The sequence below is a fragment of the Sphingomonas sp. S1-29 genome (assembly GCF_026167545.1).
GTDB lineage: Bacteria > Pseudomonadota > Alphaproteobacteria > Sphingomonadales > Sphingomonadaceae > Sphingomonas.
Genome location: NZ_CP110678.1, coordinates 1,869,986 through 1,887,666, shown reverse-complemented (window position 1 = coordinate 1,887,666; position 17,681 = coordinate 1,869,986). Strand labels below are relative to the sequence as shown.

Here is a 17,681-nt window from a genome sequence, read left to right as displayed (position 1 = left end):
CCCCGTGCCGGGGAGGACTTGTGTATTACTTCAAATAGAAATCCACCGTCGTCACCACGCGCACTTTTTTGAACGGGGTGTCGTTGCCGCCCTCGGCGCCGTCGCGTGCTTCGATCGAGAAATAGCCCTGAGTCGCGCTCTTGATGCCGCCGACCGCGGTGTCGCTGTCCTTGGCGAATTGCTCGGCGGAGGCGCGCGCGTCGCGGGTCGCGGCGGCGACCATCGGCGGCTTGATGTCGTTGAGCTTGGTGAAGCTGTACGAAATCCCCGACCCTTCCTGCAGCAGCACGCCCTGGCTCACCAGGTCGAACTGGCGCGCGACCGCGGCCTGCGCGCGCTTGATGTCGGTGGTGCGCAGCTGCATCCGCTGGTTGATCGTCACCGTCATCACGCCGTTGTTGCTATATTGGCTGACCCCGGTGCCCGCGGGCGCGAGCGCCTCGGCAGGGAAGCCAAGGCTCGCGAAGAACGCGCGGATGCGCGCAGTGTCGGCGGCGATTTCGGCGCGTACCGTATCGGTGTCGGTGCCGACCTTCTGATAGTTGAGCGTCCACACCGCGAGGTCGGCATTGACGTCGCGCTCGGCGAGGCCGCGCACCGTGACCGATCGATCGGCCAATCGCGCGCGCACCAGGCCATTGCCCAGCAGATAGCCGCCGACGATCATGCCGATCGCGAGCACCACCGCCGCCGCCAGCAGCCATATCGACCGATTCGTCGTCACCCGCTCTTCCATCGCCCACCCCCCGGACCGATATCCGCCGTCAATCGAAGCTATAACGAACGGAGCATGCCCGCCATGACGAAATATCTCCACACGATGATCCGCGTCAGCGATCCCGACGCGACGATCGCGTTCTTCGAATTGCTGGGGCTGAAGGAAGTGCGCCGGATGGAGAACAAGGCGGGGCGATTCACGCTGATCTTCCTCGCCACCCCCGATGCGATGCGCGGCCCAGGCGAGCGCGCCGATGCCGAGGTCGAGTTGACCTATAACTGGCCCGCCGAGGACGGTACGCCGCCCGAGGCCTATACCGGCGGGCGCAATTTCGGGCATCTGGCCTATTATGTCGACGACATCTACGCGACCTGCCAGCGCTTCGCCGATGCCGGGGTGGTGATCAATCGCCCGCCGCGCGACGGCAATATGGCGTTCGTGCGCACCCCCGACGGCATTTCGATCGAACTGCTCCAGGACGGCCCGGCGCTTACTCCTGCCGAGCCTTGGCAGTCGGCGCCCAATATCGGTGAATGGTGATGGCGGCGCTCGAGATCATCCGGATTCCTGCCCTATCGGACAATTATGTCTGGCTGGTGCATGATGCGGGATCTGGGGAGACGATGGTCGTCGACCCCGCCGAGGCGGCGCCGGTATTGGCGCAAGCCGATTCGCGCGGCTGGCGGATCGGGGCGATCTGGAACACGCATTGGCATCCCGACCACACCGGCGGCAACGCCGCGATCAAGGCGGCGCATGGCGCGGTGGTGATCGCGCCTGCGGACGAGGCGGCGAGGATCCCCACCGCCGACCGGCTGGTCGGTGAGGGCGATAGCGTGAAGCTGGGCGATCATGTCGCGACGGTGATCGAAACACCGGGGCATACCGCCGGGCATATCGCCTTCCACTTCGCCGAGGATGCGAGCGTCTTCGTCGGCGACACCTTGTTCGCGATGGGCTGCGGGCGGTTGTTCGAGGGCGATGCCGAGCAGATGTTCGGCAACATGCAGCGGCTCGCGGCCTTGCCGCCTGAGACGGTGGTCTATTGCGCGCACGAATATACGCTCTCGAACGGGCGCTATGCGCGTGTTGCCGAGCCCGACAATGCGGCGATCGCCGAGCGGCTCGAGACTGTCGAGCGCCAGCGCGCGGCGGGCGAGCCAACGGTGCCGACGACGATCGCGCTCGAACTTGCGACCAATCCGTTCCTGCGCGCTGGAACGGCGGGGCAACTCGCCGAGCGGCGTGCAGCCAAAGACGCGTTCAGGGGTTAGTCATTTTGCAGCGCGCACCTTCGGTGCGATTCGCGAGGCCTGGGAGACGAAAGATGCGAGCAATTGCCTTTCCGTTATTGTCCGCGATCGCGCTGGCGGGCTGCGCCGCTACCCCCGAGGAAATGGCGCGAAGCGATGCCGCCGATGCGCGACAGATGGCGCGCATCGAAAAGAAGCTGGCGGGCTATGTGCCGGGTGAGCCGCAGTCTTGCGTCAACCAGAGCCTGCTGCGCAGCAGCGACCAATATGGCCAGACGATCCTGTATCAGCAGGGCACGAGCACCTATTATCGCAACGATGCCAGCCCCGGGTGCCGGCTCGGGCAGGACGACATCCTGGTCACCCAGACCCCGACCGGCCAATTGTGCCGCGGCGACATCGTCCGCACCGTCGACCGAACCGCGGGATTCATGACCGGCTCGTGCTCGCTTGGCGAGTTCGTGCCCTATCGTCGCGCCTCGCGCTCGGGAGGCAACTGATGCGGACCCTCATCGCGGGCCTCGCGCTCACCCTGTGCGGTTGCGCCGCGACCCCCGAACAGCTCGCCGCCGACGAAGCGAAGTCGGCGGCCGAATTCGCCGAGGCGACCAAGGGGTTGGTCGCAGGTGAACCCCAGCGCTGCCTGTCGAGCATCGGCCAGCCGAACCCGCAGATCATCGGCGACGACATGATCGCCTACCGCCATACCGGCACCCGGCTGCTGATCAGCAAGATCGAGGGCTGCCCGTCGCTCGCGGGCGACCCGATCATCATCACCGAAGTCTATGGCGGGCAGACCTGCAGCAACGACCGGTTCCGCACCGTCTCGCGCGGCGGCGGGGCGATCCCCTCGGCCTATTGCCGGTTCGGGATGTTCACCCCGTACGACAAGCCCGCCGACTGATCACAACACGTAGCGGCTGAGATCGGTGTTGCGCGCGATCTCCTTGAGCTGCGCATCGACATAGGCGCCGTCGACCTCGACCACCGATCCCTGGCGGTCCTCGGCCTCGAAGCTGACTTCCTCGAGCAGCTTTTCCATCACCGTCTGCAACCGGCGCGCGCCGATATTCTCGATCTCACCATTCACTTCGGCGGCGATCCGCGCGATCGCCGCGATGCCGCTCGGGGTGAAGTTCACCTCGACGCCTTCGGTCGCGATCAGCGCCTTGTACTGCAGCGGCAGCGACGCCTTGGTGTCCGACAGGATCGCGACGAAATCGGCTTCGGTGAGCCCCTTCAGTTCGACGCGGATCGGCAGCCGGCCCTGGAGCTCGGGCAGCAGGTCCGATGGCTTGGCGACGTGGAACGCGCCGCTGGCGATGAACAGGATATGGTCGGTCTTCATCGGCCCGTATTTGGTCGCGACCGTCGTTCCCTCGATCAGCGGCAGCAGGTCGCGCTGGACCCCCTCGCGGCTGACCGATCCGCCGCGCACGTCGCTGACCGCGATCTTGTCGATTTCGTCGAGGAAGACGATGCCATTGGCTTCGGCGTCGGCGAGCGCGGTGCGGCTGACCTCGTCTTGGTCGAGCCGCTTCTCGGCCTCTTCCTCGACCAGTTTCTCCCAGGCGGCGTGGACGTTCATCTTGCGGCGCTTGAGCTGCGGGCCGCTCAGGCCCTTCATCATCTCGCCCAGATTGATCATCTGCGGCATACCGCCGGGCACCTCGAAGGGCATCGAGGGGGCGGCCTCGAGCTCGATCTCGATCTCGGTCGAATCGAGATGGCCCTCGTTGAGGCGCAGGCGGAACGCTTCGCGCGTTGCCTGCGACGAATCCTTGCCCGTCAGCGCATCGAGCAGCCGGGTCATCGCCGCCGCCTCGGCCTTGTCCTTCACCGCGACGCGGCGGCGTTCCTTTTCGAGCCGGATCGCTTCCTCGACCAGGTCGCGCGCGATCTGTTCGACGTCGCGGCCGACATAGCCGACCTCGGTGAACTTGGTCGCCTCGACCTTCACGAAGGGCGCGTCGGCCAGCTTGGCGAGCCGGCGGCTGATCTCGGTCTTGCCGCAGCCGGTGGGCCCGATCATCAGGATGTTCTTGGGGGTGACTTCGTCGCGCAGGTCGCTGCCGAGCTGCTGACGGCGCCAGCGGTTGCGCATCGCGACCGCGACCGCGCGCTTGGCGTCGTTCTGGCCGATGATGTGCTGGTCGAGCGCCGCGACGATCTGCTTGGGGGTGAGGTTGTCTTGCATGGTGGCCGCTAGATGGCCCTGCCGCGCGCCGGTTCAAGCATCTTGTTCGGGCCAAGTGCTCAGGCGGGGCAGCGCCAGCCCGCGGCGGTGCGGGCGTGGCCGGCGATGATGTCGGCGATGTCGGAGGGCTGCGCCGTCGCGTCCCATACCCCGCGCTCGAAGGTGCCGCCCAGCACGATGCCGTCGGGGCGCGGGAACATATAACCGTCGCGCCCGGCATAGGCATAGTCGATCTCGGGCTGCGGCAGCAGGATCGCGAGCTGGCCACGCACCGGCATCAGGCCGGCGTCGCCGAACAGTTCGTGGCTGCCAAGGCCGGTGCAGTTGAAGACCAAGGCTTCGGGCAGTGTGGCTAGATCGGCGGGGGTGGTGAAACCGCGCACCACGATCTTGCCGCCCGCGGCGCGGAAATCGGCGAGCATCCGTTCGAGATAGCGACCGGTTTCGACATACATCGTGTCGAAGCGAATCATCGCGCCGTCGCCGAAGGGATGCTGGCCCGATGCGAAGCGCGCTAGCGCGGGGTTGTACGCCGCCATCCAGTCGCCATCGTCATGCTCGGCGCTCGCGGGCAGCCAGGTGGGGACCCAGCGGATCGAGTAATCGTCGCCGACCATGATCTGGAAGCGGCGCCAGCTATAGTCCATCGCGGCGCGATATTGGGTGCGCCATTCGGGGGTGACCATGCCTTCGGTGAAGTGGCTGGCGGGGACGATCTGGCCGCCGGCAATGTTCGAGGTCGTCTCGGGCGGCAGCGCCTTGGCATAGAGGGTGACGGCATAGCCCGCCTCCTGCGCCAGCCGCGCGGTGGCGAGACCGACCGCGCCCGCGCCGACCACCGCGACCGCGCCAGCATGCCCCGGCAGCCCGAGACTGGTCGCGAGGCGGCCGGTGCCCCAGCTCAGCGTGATGCCCGCACCGCCATGGCCGTAGTTATGGACCAGGCGCTTGGTGCCGAGCTGCTCGGCGCGAACTACGAAGCCGGCGGGGCGATAGGGGCGAAGGCCGGCGACGGTGCGGATGACGCGGCCCGCTTCGGCGCGGACGGGGGGCGGGCAGGTGATGCTGCCGGTGCGCAGGCGTGGGCTGGTGGCGGTGCAGGCGGGAAGCGCCAGCGTGGCCGAGGCGAGCAGGGTGCGGCGGGTCAGCATTGCGCTGCAGCGTAGCGCGCGGGTGGGGGCAGGGCGAGGGGTTTTCGGCTCCGGGGCTCCCCTCCCTGGAAGGGAGGGGCTGGGGGTGGGTGGAGTAGCGGGGGTACGGCACCGATAGCGCTTCGGGGGCCGTAGCTCCCGGACCCGACCCACCCCCGACCCCTCCCTTTCAGGGAGGGGGGATCAGGTGTCGCTATCCAGGATTTCCACGGTCAGGCGGTCGTTGGTGTACACGCACAATTCGCCCGCGATGCCCATCGCCTTGCGCGCGAGCACCTCGGCATCGGCTTCGTAATCGACCAGCGCGCGCGCCGCGGCGAGCGCGAAATTGCCGCCCGATCCGATCGCGGCGATGCCGGCTTCGGGTTCGAGCACGTCGCCATTGCCGGTCACCACCAAGGTCACGTCCTTGTCGGCGACGATCAGCATCGCCTCGAGGTTGCGCAGGAACTTGTCGGTGCGCCAGTCCTTGGCGAGCTCGACCGCGGCGCGCAGCAATTGGCCCTGGTGGCGTTCGAGCTTGGCCTCGAGCCGCTCGAACAGCGTGAAGGCGTCGGCGGTCGCGCCGGCGAACCCGGCGATCACCTTGCCGTCACCCAGCGGGCGGACCTTGCGGGCATTGGGCTTCATCACCGTCTGCCCCTGGGTGACTTGGCCGTCGCCGGCGATGACGACCTTGCCGCCGCGGCGGACCGAAAGGATGGTGGTGCCGTGCCATGTGATATTCTTGCTCATGGCGCGCGATATGGGGGAGGGGGTGTTGGGGTGCAATCCGGGGGGGCGTCGCCGGCGACCCCCACCTTTTCGCGTCGCCCCAGCGAAAGCCGGGGCCTTCCCGTTTTTCGGGCGTCGCGTGCCAAACCGGGAGATCCCAGCTTTCGCTGGGATGACGTTCGGGGCGTGGGTGACGTTTGCGGAGGGTAATCTTCCTAGCGATCGACCCCCTTCGCCTTCCCCCATTGTCGCGCGGCGGTGTAGCCGAGATAGCCGGTGCCGAAGAGCGCGTAGAGTTCCTCGGGCAGGCCGCGTAGATACGCGGTCATGCCGTTCGAGATGCTGAGCGCCATTTGCGGCGACAGCGCCGACAGCAACCCCATCGGGATCGCGAACAGGAACAGCGCGTACATGACGTAGAGGAAGCTCGGGCGCGCGCGGCTGGTCCAGGGATCGGTCGATTGCGCTTCGGCGACGATCGCCGAGAGGCGCGCGCGCATCGCCTCGATCTCCTGGCTGCCTTCGAGCCGCAACAGTTCGAGCTTGGCGGCGTCGCGCGCCTTGGGGTCGGGGATGATCTTGTCGATCAGGCCGGCAAGCGGGCCAATCAGGCCGTCGAGGATGCTCATGGCGATGCTCCGTTGCAGATTGCGAAGTGGGCGAAGTAGGCGCATGTGCGTGGTTCTTAGCCACCCGGTTCACCGATACGGTTCGCTAGCCAGCCGTACAGAAAGGCCTCGTTGGCCGGGCGGCGTTCGGCCAGATCGACATAGCGCGCGCCTTGCAGCGCCTCGATCGCCTTGAGCAGTACGGTTTCGCCGCGGTCGCCGCGGATGCGCAGGAACGCCGAAAGCGCCGCCGAAGTTTGCGCCCCCAGCATGCCATCGACTGCGATGTCAGGATAATCGCGCGCGTTGCGGTTGAGCGCGTTGAGCGCGCGCTGGAGGAAGGTCGTGGCGACCTTGGGCCCCATATTCACCCCGGTATCGAACAATTCGGCGGCAATGCGCGGCGCGGCCTTCGCCACGCTATCGAAGCGCGGACGCGACCAATAACGCTGGGCATAGAGCGCGGCTGCGCGCTCGCGCGGAAAGTCGCGCATGTCGCCGGCATAGCCGTCGGCGCGCGCAACCGCCTGGGTGATCCCCCAGCGGGTGGGGCCGCCGCGATCGGCGGGGTGGTTGCTATAGCCGCCTTCGCGCGAAATGACGTCGTCGATCAATTCGTCGATATCCATGTCGTCCTCCTGTTGGAGGAGAAAGCTAACCCATATGGATTGTTGTAGGACAGGACAAAAAGGTGGGCTACAGCCCCAGTTGCGCGCGATCGACCGTCGCCGCGACCAGCTCGGCGCGCGAGGCCGAGCGGCGATATTCGGCGTCGAGCTGGCGCAGCCGCGCGTCGGCCGCCGATTCCTCGCGCAGGTTCACGACCAGAAAGTCGCTCGCGCCGAGCTGAAAGCGCCGCCGTTCGGCCTCGGCCATGCGGTTCGCCAGCGCGGCTTCGTCGCCCGCCAGCGCGACCAGCCGTTCGGCGGCACCGACCTGGATCGCCAAGTCGTTCACCTCGACGAGAATTTGATCCTCGATCAACTTGCGGCGAAGCCGAAGGCCATCGGCTTCGGCAACCGCCTCGGCGACGCGCCCGCGCGCCTGCCGGCGTTCGAGCGGAAGCGAGAAGCGCACCCCGACGATCGCCTCGGCAGGGGTCCGGTTCGGGCCGCCGAGCCCGATCGGGCCGATATCCTTGGCGGCTTCGGCGCGCAGGTCGAGTCGCGGTTGCAGGTCGTTCTCGGCCAGCTGCCGGCGCGCCGCGGCCTGGTCGAGCCGGACGAGGATGGTTTCGAGATCGGGCCGGTCGATCCGCCGCGCGAGATCACCGCCGAGCGGGGGCAGCCGTAGCTCGGGGAAGGCGCCGGGCAGCCGTTCGGGGCCGGGGGTCATCGGGTCGCCATCGGCGTCGCGCAGATAGAAGGACAGCGCATTGGCGGCGCTTGCCAGTTCCTGTTCGGCGCGAATCAGCAAGGTCTGGCGGCGAACGATGTTCTGGCGGTTCTCGGTGCCGAGGATTTCGGGGCGCGCGCCGAGCGTGATTTGGCGCTCGATCGATTTCTGGCGCTCGCTCGCCAGCGCCAGCAGGTCGCGATAGACGCCGACGCGCATCCCCGCGACTACCCAGAGCTGGTAGGCGCCGACCGCACGGCGCTGGACGCCGATCGCCACCATTTCGCGATCGAGCCGAGCGAGTTCGATGTCGCGGCTGGCAAGCCCGAGCTTGGTGCGGCGTTCGTCGACCAGCCGATCGCGCATCAGCGAGAAGACCGCGCCGACCTTCACCTCACCCAGCCGATTGGTGAACGCCTTGTCCTCATAGACGGGAAATTCGCCGCGCGAGGCGCGATAGCCGGCATAGAGCCCGCCGCCATTGTTGACGAACGGGCGGCTCGCGCGCGCCTCGACCACGGTGCCGTCATAATAGCCCAGCAGCCGCGACTGCGCATCGCCTTCGAACAAGGTGTCGAACGCGCCCTCGGCCGACAGTCGGCGGCCGTCGGCCTGGCGCTCGCGGGTGATCGCCTCGAGGATCGCGGGGGCGTTGGTCGCCGAGGAGCGCAGCACTTCGTCGAGTGTCAGCACTTGCGCGCGCGCCGCGGCGGGGAGCGCCGCCAGCAGGAAGACCGCCAGCGCCAGGCGTATCACTTCGCCTTCTCCTGCGCCTTGGCAGCGGCTTCGGCTTCGATCGCGGGGCGGCGGAATTCGAGCGGGAAGTCGTTGAGCTGGCGCCAGAGTTCATAGCCGACGCTGACGGTCTCCATCTGGATCCAGCCGCGCACCTTGGCACCCAGCCGGACATAATCGTCGTCGGGCCAGCGCGGGCGGCCGGGCATCGGCTCAACCAGCACGCGGAACAGCCCCGTAGCCTGCGCCGAGGGATCGATCGAGCGGACGCGCCCGTCGAACATCCCCTCGGCGATCGAGGGCCAGCCGCTGAACTGGATCGCGGGCCAGCCCTCGAACGCCAGCCGCACCGGGCGGCCGGGATAGATCAGCGCAACGTCGCGGCCGTCGACCAACAGTTCGACGACGCGCACCGGCGCCTCGGGGGCGAGCGTCGCCAGGATATCGCCGGGGTTGACCAACGTCGCGCCGGCGCCCGCGTCGATCGTCTGGATGCGCCCGTCGCGCGGCGCGCGGACGGTCTGCGCCGACTGGCGGTTGAGCCCGACATCGACGCGGCTGAGCTTGGCGCGCGCTTCGGCGAGCTTGGCGCGATGATCGGCCACGCGAATCTGCGATGCCTCGTAATCGCGGCGCGCGATCAGCCCTTCGGCGAGCAACTGGCCCGAGCGGCCGACGTCGAGCTGCGCGACCGCCATCGCTTGCTGCGCGGCGGCGATCTCGGCGGCGACCTGCGCACGCTCGGCGCGCAGCCGCGCGAGCAGGTCGGGGTCGTTGTCGATCAGCCGCGCGATCGGATCGCCCGCCTTCACCTGGTCGCCATCGTTGACGTACCAGCGCTCGACCCGGCCCTGCACCAGCGCGGTGACCGACTGGACGCGATCGTCGGGATTGAGCGCCACCACCTGGCCGGTGCCCGCCGAGGTCTGGAGCCAGGGCACGCCGAACAGGATCGCAGTGACCAGCCCGATGCCGATCATCAGCATCCAGGCGATGACCTGGGTGACGCGCGGCGGGCGAATCGAGACCAAGGTGGGGAAATGCGCGAGATGGTCAGGCTGGAAGAGCATCGGTGTCTCCTTCGTCGCGCGCGAGCGCGATCAGCTCGGCCTCGCTGACGCAGCGCTGCTGCGCCTGGCTGCCGACCCACAGCCGACCGTCGCGCGTCAGCCCCTGCGGACGACGGGTGAATTGCAGCACGGTGGTGCCGCTCTCGCGCAAGCTGGCGAGCGCAACATCGACGCGCGCGGTGGGCAGCAGGTCGTAGAGCGGCGAGAGTACCAGCACGCGCGGGCGTGCAAGCAACGCGGCGGCGAGCTTGAGCGCCATCATCTCGCCCACCGAAAAAGGCCAGCCGGTGTTCGACACGATGGTATCAAGCCCGTCGTCGAGCGCGCCGACGCGCGTCGCCAGCCCGACCGCCTCGACCACGTCCATCACCCGCGTCGCATCGCCCGAAGCGGCGAGCGTCAGATAGTCGCGCACCGACATTTCAACGAAGCTCGGGCGGTCGAGCACCATGATGTCGGCGCGCAGCCGGTACATGTCGAACCCCGCAATATCGCTGCCGCCGACCAGCACCAGCCCGCGCGCGGGCTGTTCGTGCCGCTTGAGCAACAGGCCCAGCGTGCGCTCGACCCCCGGCGCCGCGACGATCGCGAGCTGCTCGCCGCTGTCGATCTCGAAGTCAAAGACATGGCCGCCATGCTGCACCCCGCGCAGCCGGATCGTGCCATTAGCGGGGCCTTGCGCGCTGCCGGTGCGCGGTTCTTCCTGCGGAATGTCCCAGAACAGCGACAATTCCTCGAGTCCTGCCGCGAGGTCGTACAGCGTGTCGAGATAGGTGCCGAACTGCGCGATGCCGTAGAACACTCCCGACAGGATCAGCTCGGCGGCGACAAGCTGGCCGATCGACAGCTCACCCTGGATGATCAGCCAGCCGCCGAGCGCGAGCAGCGCGGCGCTCGCCAGCGCATAGGTGAGCAACAGGCAAAGTGTCTGTGCGAAGGTGTAGCGAAAATGGCGGCGGTGCTGCGCGATATAATCGGCGGTCATCGCCTCTGACCGGTCCATCGCGAAATTGAGGTGGCGGCTCGATTTGTAGAAGCCGTTCGACCCCCCGACGCTTTCTAACCAGTGCGCGGTGGCGTGCTTGGCGTGGCTCTTGGCGACCGCGCTGCGCACCGCGCCCGACGCCCAGACCTGCCAGATCACGAACAAGGTGAAGACCAGCACGCCGTTGAACGCCAGGAAAAACGGGTGGTAGAAACTGGTGACGACCAGGCCGACTGCTCCCTGGAGCACGATCGTGAAGCCGCCGATCAACAGGCTCGGCAGCGCCTTTTGCACCGTGATGAGGTCGAAATAGCGGTTGAACAGGTCGCCGCGGCGCGCATCGGCGAAGAACGGGTTCTGGGCATGGACCGATCGCAGCGTGATCTCGGCAACGAGCCGCGCGAACAGCCGGCGTTCGAACAGCGCCATCAGGTGGATACGCAGCGCGCTGAGCACCCCGGCGATCGCGAGCAACAGGAACAGGATGCCCGCGAGCGTGAACAACGGCGCGGGCATCGCGGTGTTGGCGACCGAGTTGATCAGTAGCTGAACCGAAATCGGTGTCGCCAGCGACAATAGCGAAATCGCGATGCCATAAACGATTGCGAGCCGGACGAACGCCGCATCGGGCGCCAATACCAGCGCGATCCAGCCACCGAATGCCCGCAACCCTGCGCGCTGCGCCGCCATTACCGTCTCCCTGTGCGAGAAGACCAGAATGCGGCGTTCGGCTTATCGGGCCAACGGGACTGCGGCTATAATTGCCATAGAATTATCCTATTACAGCCACTTCGCGCAACAGCGCGGCGAGCTTTTCGAACGCGGGGGCGCGCCCGGCGCCGGCGCGCCAAACCAGCCCGATCTCGCGATAATGGCGCCCGCCGGCAAAGGGCCGCGCGATCACTTCGTCACCGGGGCGGATTTCCTGGCGGACATAGAGCTGCGGCAGGAAGGCGAGCCCCATCCCCATGCCCGCCATCTGGCGGATCGCATCGAGGCTGGTGCCTTCGTAATCGCGCAGCACATGCGCCCCCGCCGCTTCGGCCAGCGCGGTCACCTGGTCGCTCATGCGATATTGCGCCTGCAGCGTCAGCAAGCCGCGGCCGGCAAGGTCGGCGGTGGTGATTTCGGCGCGGTCGCGCAGCGGGTCGTCGGCCGCCATCGCCAGGTAGAGCGGGTCGCGGAACAGCCGTTCGACATGGCGGCCGGCCTGGTCGACGGGCAATTGCAGCAACACGACGTCGTGCGCGCCATCGCTGAGCATCTCGAGCAGCAGACTGGGCATGCCTTCGCGCACATGAACCCGCAGCGTCGGGCTGGTGGCGTGGAGCCGTGCCACGAGCTGGGGAAGAATATAGGGACCAAGCGTTGGGGAAACGCCGAGGCGAATCGTGCCCGACAACGCGTCGACGCGGCGATCGGCGAGCGCGACAAACCCATCGACCTCGACCAGCACGCGCCGCGCCGCCGCCACCGCATCGCGCCCCAAGGGCGTCAGGATCGTCCGCCCGCCGCGCTCGACGACGCGGCCCTGGAGCATCGTCTCGAGCAGCTGGATCTGTTGCGAAAAGCTGGGTTGCGTGACGTCGACCGCGGCGGCACCGCGGGTGAAGCTACCCTGTTCGGCAAGCGCCACGAGGTAGCGAAGCTGGCGGATCGTCGGCTGCACGCAGGCAGGCATAGGCGCGGCGCGCGCGGTTAGGAAGCGCCGGCTAGCGCGATCGGGGCTTGGCGAGCAGCGGCAGCACGCGATCGAGCGGCAGCGCCTCGACCGTGCCGTGATGACCGACGGTGGTCCGCGCCGAGAGCATCGCGTTCAATACCGCCTCCTCGGTCGCCTCGGCAGCCGCCTGAAAGGCGGGGCTCATTGCGCCATTGGGAAGGTCGGCTAGCATCGGGATCGCCGTGCCGGCCTTGCGCCGCACCGATGCGGCGGTCGAGAAGGCGACAGCATAGTCGCCCGATCCGTTCGAGAAGGACGATCCGGTGCGCGCGATCCCGGCAAAGGCGCGCGCGGCGAGGCGGCGCAAATTGCGATCGGACAGCGGCGCATCGGTGGCCACGACGACGATCACCGACCCGTCGGCGCGGCGCTCTTCGATCTCGCGCTGGAAATCATAGCGACCAAGCGCCGGCCCAACCGCAGTGCCGTCGATCGTGAGCACGCCGCCATAATTGGCCTGGACCAGCACCCCTACCGTCCAGCCACCGAGCGAGGCGGGCAGGCGGCGCGAGGCCGATCCGATCCCGCCCTTCCAGCCGAACGCGACGGTGCCGGTGCCAGCGCCGACATTGCCCTCGGCAACCGCGCCGGCGGCGGCGGTCTCGATCGCGCGGCGTGCATCGGCGATCCTTACATGGCGGCCGCGAATGTCGTTGAGCATCCCGTCATTGGTCTCGCCGACGACGGCGTTGACCGATCGGACATCCTCGTTCCCCGGTTGCGCCAGCGTCCATTCGACCGATGCGGCCATCGCCTCGGCAACCGACAGCGTGTTGGTGAGCAGAATCGGGGCTTCGATCTCGCCCAGTTCCTCGATCTGGGTCGATCCGGCGAACTTGCCGAAGCCGTTGGCAACGACGATCGCGGCGGGGACTTTCTCGCGGAACAGGTTGCCGCCGTGCGGAAGGACCGCGGTGACGCCGGTATGCACGTCCTTGCCGCGCTCGATCGTGACATGGCCCACGCGGACGCCTGGGACGTCAGTGATTGCGTTGAGTGGGCCGGGGGACAAGATGCCGATGACGATCCCCGATCGGCGCGCGACGTCGCTCGCGCCGGCAAGCCCCGCCGCCAGCGCGATCGGTAGCGCGGCAATTGCCATGATCTTCTTGGACATCGGTTGCTTTGCCTCCCGATCCTTCGATCGGCGCATCAAAGCATAGGCGCGGTGCGGGGGCAATTTCGCGCTCAGCCCGGTCTATCTCCGGAACGCATCGCCCCCGCCGTCGGGTGCTAGCAACTCTGCTTCAGAAGCTGCCGCGCGCCGCGAGCACGGCGGGGATCGTGCGCCCGACGATGTACGCGTTCATCCCCAGCGAGCGCCGCCGCGCATACATCACATCCATTGCCACGCGGCGGCGATAGCTCACGTCGCTGCGCCCGCTGACCTGCCACAGGCCGGTGATCCCCGGGCGGGTCGATTGGTATTCGGTGAAGTAGCGACCGTAATGGCGAACCTCAGCCTCGACGATCGGACGCGGGCCGACCAGGCTCATGTCGCCGCGCAGCACGTTGAACAGCTGGGGCAGCTCGTCCAGGCTGCTCTTGCGAAGGAAACGCCCGAGCGCGGTGATCCGCGGATCGTTCTTGAGCTTGTGGTTCACCGCCCATTCGAAGCGGGCATCGGCGTCCGACGCCAACAGGTCGGCGAGGCGCTGGTCTGAATCGACCACCATCGAGCGAAATTTGAGACAGTGGAACGACCGCCCGCCCTTGCCGATGCGGCGATGGCGGAACAGGATCGGGCCCGGATCGCGCGCATAGATCAACATTGCGACGATCAGCATCAGCGGCGCGACTGCCACGATGCCGATCAATGTGAGCGTGATATCGGCCGCTCGGATTGCCAGGTCACGCATCATGGTCATGGCCGAGCGGCGCTCGCCCCCGGGGGCGTAGTCGACATCGAAGGTCGATACGTGAGGATGGAACACCTATTCTCCGGGAATTGCTGCACATGCGAGGTGCAGTTTTCTGGCATGATTCGCTGGGCAACGCAAATACCCCGCAAGTGTAACCAAAGGTAGTCTCGTTCCGGGACATACTGCCCAAGCATATGTTCATTAATTCAAGCTCGACCCGGTTCAGGCTGTAAATTACAGGGAAAAAAGGGGTTCGCAGCGGGGCGGGCTCTGGTTCAGTATTGATTTTTGGGAAGCGGAAGCGGCTGTGGGTAGCGGGGATTTGCTCGGATACGAAACGGAACGTGATCAGGCCAATGCTTCCGCGCGAGTGCAGTTTTTTAGGGCTCAGACTCATTCATAGCTAGAAGGCGACGGCTGTTGCGAGTGTGAAAGCAGACAGGAAATTCGCCGCGAGCTTGTCGTACCGAGTGGCGACGCGGCGGAAGTCCTTCGGACGACAAAAGGCGTTATCGACGAGGTGACGACCGCGGTACCGCTGTTGGTCTTAGCGGATGGTTCGCCTTCTAATGCGACGTCCGGGATGACGGGGTGGTACCTGCTTCATGAAGCGAACGGCGCAGGCTGTCGGCATCGTAGCCCCCGTCGACAAGCTCAGAACAGGTTTATCGCCGAGCAGGTAACGCATGCGACCGGCGCGTTTGAGAAGGGAGGGCGCTGCTCTGATGTCGCTGACGTTGGCCGGTGTCAGCATCATCGCATAGGGGCGACCGACGACGTCGGTGAGTGCATGGATCTTAGTGGTCCAGCCACCCCGCGACCGCCTGATCGCTGGTGCCGAGGGCCCCCTTCTGCGTCGAATGCGGCGCGCCAAAAGGAAGCCCTGAATCAACCACCAAGTCTTGCGTCAAACAATTTGTCCGCCGCCTAGCTCGCAAGAGGGCACGATCGCGCCTTCATACTGGAGGATTTGAGCGTGCTAACGTCGAAGGTCGGCCATCACCGGCGAGTTGAGGACACCCGGCACGCTATCAATTTTGAAACGCGCGATCTGCCAGCGCGCTGGCTAGCGGCGCCTCCTTCGCTGCTGGCTGCGCCCTGGCCTTCAGGAGCTGGCCGACCTGCTGATCGGTAATCGTGCTGCTACCGACTCCTTCGACTTGCCGGCTTGCAACTGATATTTTAAAATGCGGGTCGCGACCGTCCGAACTTGCCCGTCGAGCCGCTCAAGCTGGCGGCGGACCGTCGCTTATATAGTAGTTTTAGTGGCGGACAGCGATTCGACACTCGGCCAATGCGCGGTTGTGCAAGCCGCATCCTGCTCAATCCTGCCGCGGTTCGGGTCGCCATCATGTCACCGCGCATCGCTTGAACGCTGGGTGCGGCCAAGCTACGCAAGCCGTGACTCCAACACATCCAATCTGACGGCAACTCGCATTTGGGTTGTTTCGCTAAAGGTTTAGTAACCGAAAAAGCGGATTTGAGGAGTCAACCTCGATTGGACACGTCATGCAATTCGCCGCCACGCTGTATCTTGAAGCCGACGAGGGCAGCCGCGTCGCCGCGCGCCGCCCCGTCGATCATGAATCGACGCTTCGCGACCATAGCGGGACGCCGCATTCGGTGAAGGTCACGAACCTCTCTGTAAGCGGCTGTTTCGTTGAGACATCGCTCGCGCTCGAGATCGGGCAGCCGATTCGTATCGGTATCGCCGGCGTCGGCGCAATCCCTTCGCATGTTGTTCGCCGCCAGGGTTCGGGCTTTGGCTGCGAATTCGACACCCCGCTCAGCGACGCGCAGGTCGAGCACGCCTTTACCGAATCGACCGTCGTTCAACACCCGGCGGTCGGCGTCGGGCCGTTACCCGCGGGCAATGACGGCGAGGATATCGAAATCGGCCGCTGGCCCGGCGCGGTCCGTGTCGGCCTGCTCGTCGGACTCGCTACCGCGGCCTGGGGGCTGGTGCTCGCGTTCACGATCTAGGCACCGCGCGCCAATTTTGAGCACCGAGCGCGCTGCCGGAATCGCGGGTTCGTTTCGTCCCGGTCGACCCTATCTTTGCTTGACACCCCGCCCGGCATCTCTAGGGCCAGCGGCGGGCCACGCGGTCCCAACGCCGCGCGTGCTCTCTGTGAGGAGAGACTGACATGACTGATCTACACGTTGCCGACGCCACATTTGCGTCCATCAAACCCGCCACCAAGCCGGCGCGTCCCCATTTTTCCAGCGGCCCCTGCGCCAAGCCTCCGGGCTGGTCGGCAGACAAGCTCGACACTTTGGTGCTCGGCCGCTCGCATCGCTCAAAGCTGGGCAAGGCGCGGTTGCAGCGCGCGATCGACCTGACGCGCGAAGTGCTCCAGGTTCCTGATACCCACCGCATCGCGATCGTCCCCGCATCGGATACCGGCGCGATCGAAATGGCGATGTGGTCGATGCTCGGTGCGCGCCCGGTGACGGTGATGGCGTGGGAAAGCTTCGGCGAAGGCTGGGTGACCGATGCGGTCAAGCAGCTCAAGATCGACCCGCAGGTGATGACCGCGCCCTATGGCGAGATCGTTGACCTGACGCGGGTGCCGCACGACCATGATGTCGTCTTCACCTGGAACGGCACCACCAGCGGCGTGCGCGTCCCCAATGGCGACTGGATTTCCGACGATCGCGAAGGGCTGACCTTCAACGACGCGACCAGCGCGGTGTTCGCGATGGACATGCCATGGGACAAGCTCGATGTGACCACCTTCTCTTGGCAGAAGGTGATGGGCGGCGAGGGCGGCCACGGCGTGCTGATCCTGGGGCCGCGCGCGGTCGAGCGGCTCGAAAGCTATAGCCCGGCCTGGCCGATGCCCAAGATTTTCCGCATGACCAAAGGCGGCAAGCTGATCGAGGGCCTGTTCAAGGGCGAGACGATCAACACCCCGTCGATGCTGGCGGTCGAGGATTATATCTTTGCGCTCGAATGGGGGCAGTCGATCGGCGGGCTCAACGCGCTGATCGGGCGATCGGCGGCGAATGCGGCGGCGCTCGACCGGATCGTGCAGGCGCGCGATTGGCTGGGCTATCTCGCGGTCGATCCGGCGACTCGGTCGAACACCAGCGTGTGTTTGACTGTCGAAGGTGCCGATGAGGCGCTGATCAAGAAGATGGCGTCGCTGCTCGAGGCCGAACATGCGGCCTATGACATCGCGGGCTATCGCGATGCGCCGGCGGGGCTTCGCATCTGGTGCGGCGCGACGGTCGACACCGCCGATGTCGAGGCGCTCGGCCCGTGGCTCGACTGGGCCTACGCAACCGCGCGCACTTCTTAATCGTCATCCCGGCGTCTTAATCGTC

General features: G+C 66.6%; 19 protein-coding genes. 6 read left to right on the top strand and 13 right to left on the bottom strand.

Translation table 11 applies throughout. The features are described from left to right. Nucleotides 1–25 precede the first annotated feature (25 nt). Nucleotides 26–736: an SIMPL domain-containing protein gene (locus tag OKW76_RS08885; protein ID WP_265548561.1), complete on the bottom strand. Its 711-nt coding sequence runs from the start codon at nucleotides 734–736 to the stop codon at nucleotides 26–28. 63 nt (nucleotides 737–799) lie between these two features. Between OKW76_RS08885 and OKW76_RS08880 the strand changes: the two genes are divergently transcribed. Genes OKW76_RS08880 through OKW76_RS08865 form a run of 4 tightly spaced genes read left to right on the top strand, consistent with a single transcriptional unit; the run spans nucleotide 800 to nucleotide 2,875 of the window. After that, the gene (locus OKW76_RS08880) at nucleotides 800–1,258 is read left to right on the top strand and encodes a VOC family protein (RefSeq protein ID WP_265552865.1); all 459 of its coding nucleotides are present in this window, start codon (nucleotides 800–802) and stop codon (nucleotides 1,256–1,258) included. After that, nucleotides 1,258–1,992 (top strand): hydroxyacylglutathione hydrolase, encoded by a 735-nt coding sequence (gloB, locus tag OKW76_RS08875; RefSeq protein ID WP_265548560.1) that lies wholly within the window; start codon nucleotides 1,258–1,260, stop codon nucleotides 1,990–1,992. The genes OKW76_RS08880 and gloB overlap by 1 nt, the downstream gene beginning before the upstream one ends. Nucleotides 1,993–2,045: 53 nt before the next feature. Continuing rightward, nucleotides 2,046–2,471: a hypothetical protein gene (locus OKW76_RS08870; RefSeq protein ID WP_265548559.1), complete on the top strand. Its 426-nt coding sequence runs from the start codon at nucleotides 2,046–2,048 to the stop codon at nucleotides 2,469–2,471. Beyond that, on the top strand, nucleotides 2,471–2,875 hold the full coding sequence (locus OKW76_RS08865) for a hypothetical protein (RefSeq protein ID WP_265548558.1): 405 nt from the start codon (nucleotides 2,471–2,473) through the stop codon (nucleotides 2,873–2,875). The genes OKW76_RS08870 and OKW76_RS08865 overlap by 1 nt, the downstream gene beginning before the upstream one ends. Here OKW76_RS08865 and hslU read toward each other — a convergent pair whose 3' ends face one another. The 12 genes from hslU to OKW76_RS08805 form a co-directional block, all read right to left on the bottom strand. Then, the gene (hslU, locus tag OKW76_RS08860) at nucleotides 2,876–4,168 is read right to left on the bottom strand and encodes an ATP-dependent protease ATPase subunit HslU (RefSeq protein WP_265548557.1); all 1,293 of its coding nucleotides are present in this window, start codon (nucleotides 4,166–4,168) and stop codon (nucleotides 2,876–2,878) included. It abuts the gene before it with no gap. A 59-nt stretch (nucleotides 4,169–4,227) separates the two neighbouring features. Continuing rightward, nucleotides 4,228–5,319 (bottom strand): FAD-dependent oxidoreductase, encoded by a 1,092-nt coding sequence (locus OKW76_RS08855; RefSeq protein ID WP_265548556.1) that lies wholly within the window; start codon nucleotides 5,317–5,319, stop codon nucleotides 4,228–4,230. A gap of 183 nt (nucleotides 5,320–5,502) precedes the next feature. Continuing rightward, nucleotides 5,503–6,054 (bottom strand): ATP-dependent protease subunit HslV, encoded by a 552-nt coding sequence (gene hslV / locus OKW76_RS08850; RefSeq protein WP_265548555.1) that lies wholly within the window; start codon nucleotides 6,052–6,054, stop codon nucleotides 5,503–5,505. 194 nt (nucleotides 6,055–6,248) lie between these two features. After that, on the bottom strand, nucleotides 6,249–6,662 hold the full coding sequence (locus OKW76_RS08845; protein ID WP_265548554.1) for a holin family protein: 414 nt from the start codon (nucleotides 6,660–6,662) through the stop codon (nucleotides 6,249–6,251). A 56-nt stretch (nucleotides 6,663–6,718) separates the two neighbouring features. Next, entirely contained in the window at nucleotides 6,719–7,270 is a 552-nt protein-coding gene (locus OKW76_RS08840) for a glycoside hydrolase family 108 protein (RefSeq protein WP_265548553.1), read from the bottom strand. Nucleotides 7,271–7,337: 67 nt separating this feature from the next. After that, nucleotides 7,338–8,732 (bottom strand): TolC family protein, encoded by a 1,395-nt coding sequence (locus OKW76_RS08835; RefSeq protein WP_265548552.1) that lies wholly within the window; start codon nucleotides 8,730–8,732, stop codon nucleotides 7,338–7,340. After that, complete coding sequence (locus tag OKW76_RS08830) at nucleotides 8,729–9,781, bottom strand: efflux RND transporter periplasmic adaptor subunit (protein ID WP_265548551.1); 1,053 nt, start codon at nucleotides 9,779–9,781, stop codon at nucleotides 8,729–8,731. Before OKW76_RS08830 ends, OKW76_RS08835 begins: the two co-directional genes overlap by 4 nt. Continuing rightward, complete coding sequence (locus OKW76_RS08825; protein WP_265548550.1) at nucleotides 9,765–11,456, bottom strand: ABC transporter transmembrane domain-containing protein; 1,692 nt, start codon at nucleotides 11,454–11,456, stop codon at nucleotides 9,765–9,767. Before OKW76_RS08825 ends, OKW76_RS08830 begins: the two co-directional genes overlap by 17 nt. Nucleotides 11,457–11,538: 82 nt before the next feature. After that, on the bottom strand, nucleotides 11,539–12,435 hold the full coding sequence (locus OKW76_RS08820) for a hydrogen peroxide-inducible genes activator (protein ID WP_265548549.1): 897 nt from the start codon (nucleotides 12,433–12,435) through the stop codon (nucleotides 11,539–11,541). A 43-nt stretch (nucleotides 12,436–12,478) separates the two neighbouring features. Next, a complete protein-coding gene (locus tag OKW76_RS08815) occupies nucleotides 12,479–13,606 on the bottom strand; it encodes a P1 family peptidase (protein ID WP_416221800.1) in 1,128 nt (375 codons plus the stop codon). 130 nt (nucleotides 13,607–13,736) lie between these two features. Beyond that, nucleotides 13,737–14,357 carry a sugar transferase gene (locus tag OKW76_RS08810; RefSeq protein ID WP_265548548.1) on the bottom strand — a complete coding sequence of 207 codons (621 nt, stop codon included), beginning with the start codon at nucleotides 14,355–14,357 and terminating at the stop codon, nucleotides 13,737–13,739. Between the two features lie 541 nt (nucleotides 14,358–14,898). Then, a complete protein-coding gene (locus tag OKW76_RS08805; protein WP_416221859.1) occupies nucleotides 14,899–15,225 on the bottom strand; it encodes a transposase in 327 nt (108 codons plus the stop codon). A gap of 635 nt (nucleotides 15,226–15,860) precedes the next feature. Between OKW76_RS08805 and OKW76_RS08800 the strand changes: the two genes are divergently transcribed. Together OKW76_RS08800 and OKW76_RS08795 are read left to right on the top strand one after the other, a co-directional pair. Then, the gene (locus OKW76_RS08800) at nucleotides 15,861–16,334 is read left to right on the top strand and encodes a PilZ domain-containing protein (protein ID WP_265548547.1); all 474 of its coding nucleotides are present in this window, start codon (nucleotides 15,861–15,863) and stop codon (nucleotides 16,332–16,334) included. A 164-nt stretch (nucleotides 16,335–16,498) separates the two neighbouring features. Continuing rightward, a complete protein-coding gene (locus OKW76_RS08795) occupies nucleotides 16,499–17,656 on the top strand; it encodes a phosphoserine transaminase (protein WP_265548546.1) in 1,158 nt (385 codons plus the stop codon). The last annotated feature ends 25 nt before the right edge of the window (nucleotides 17,657–17,681 follow it).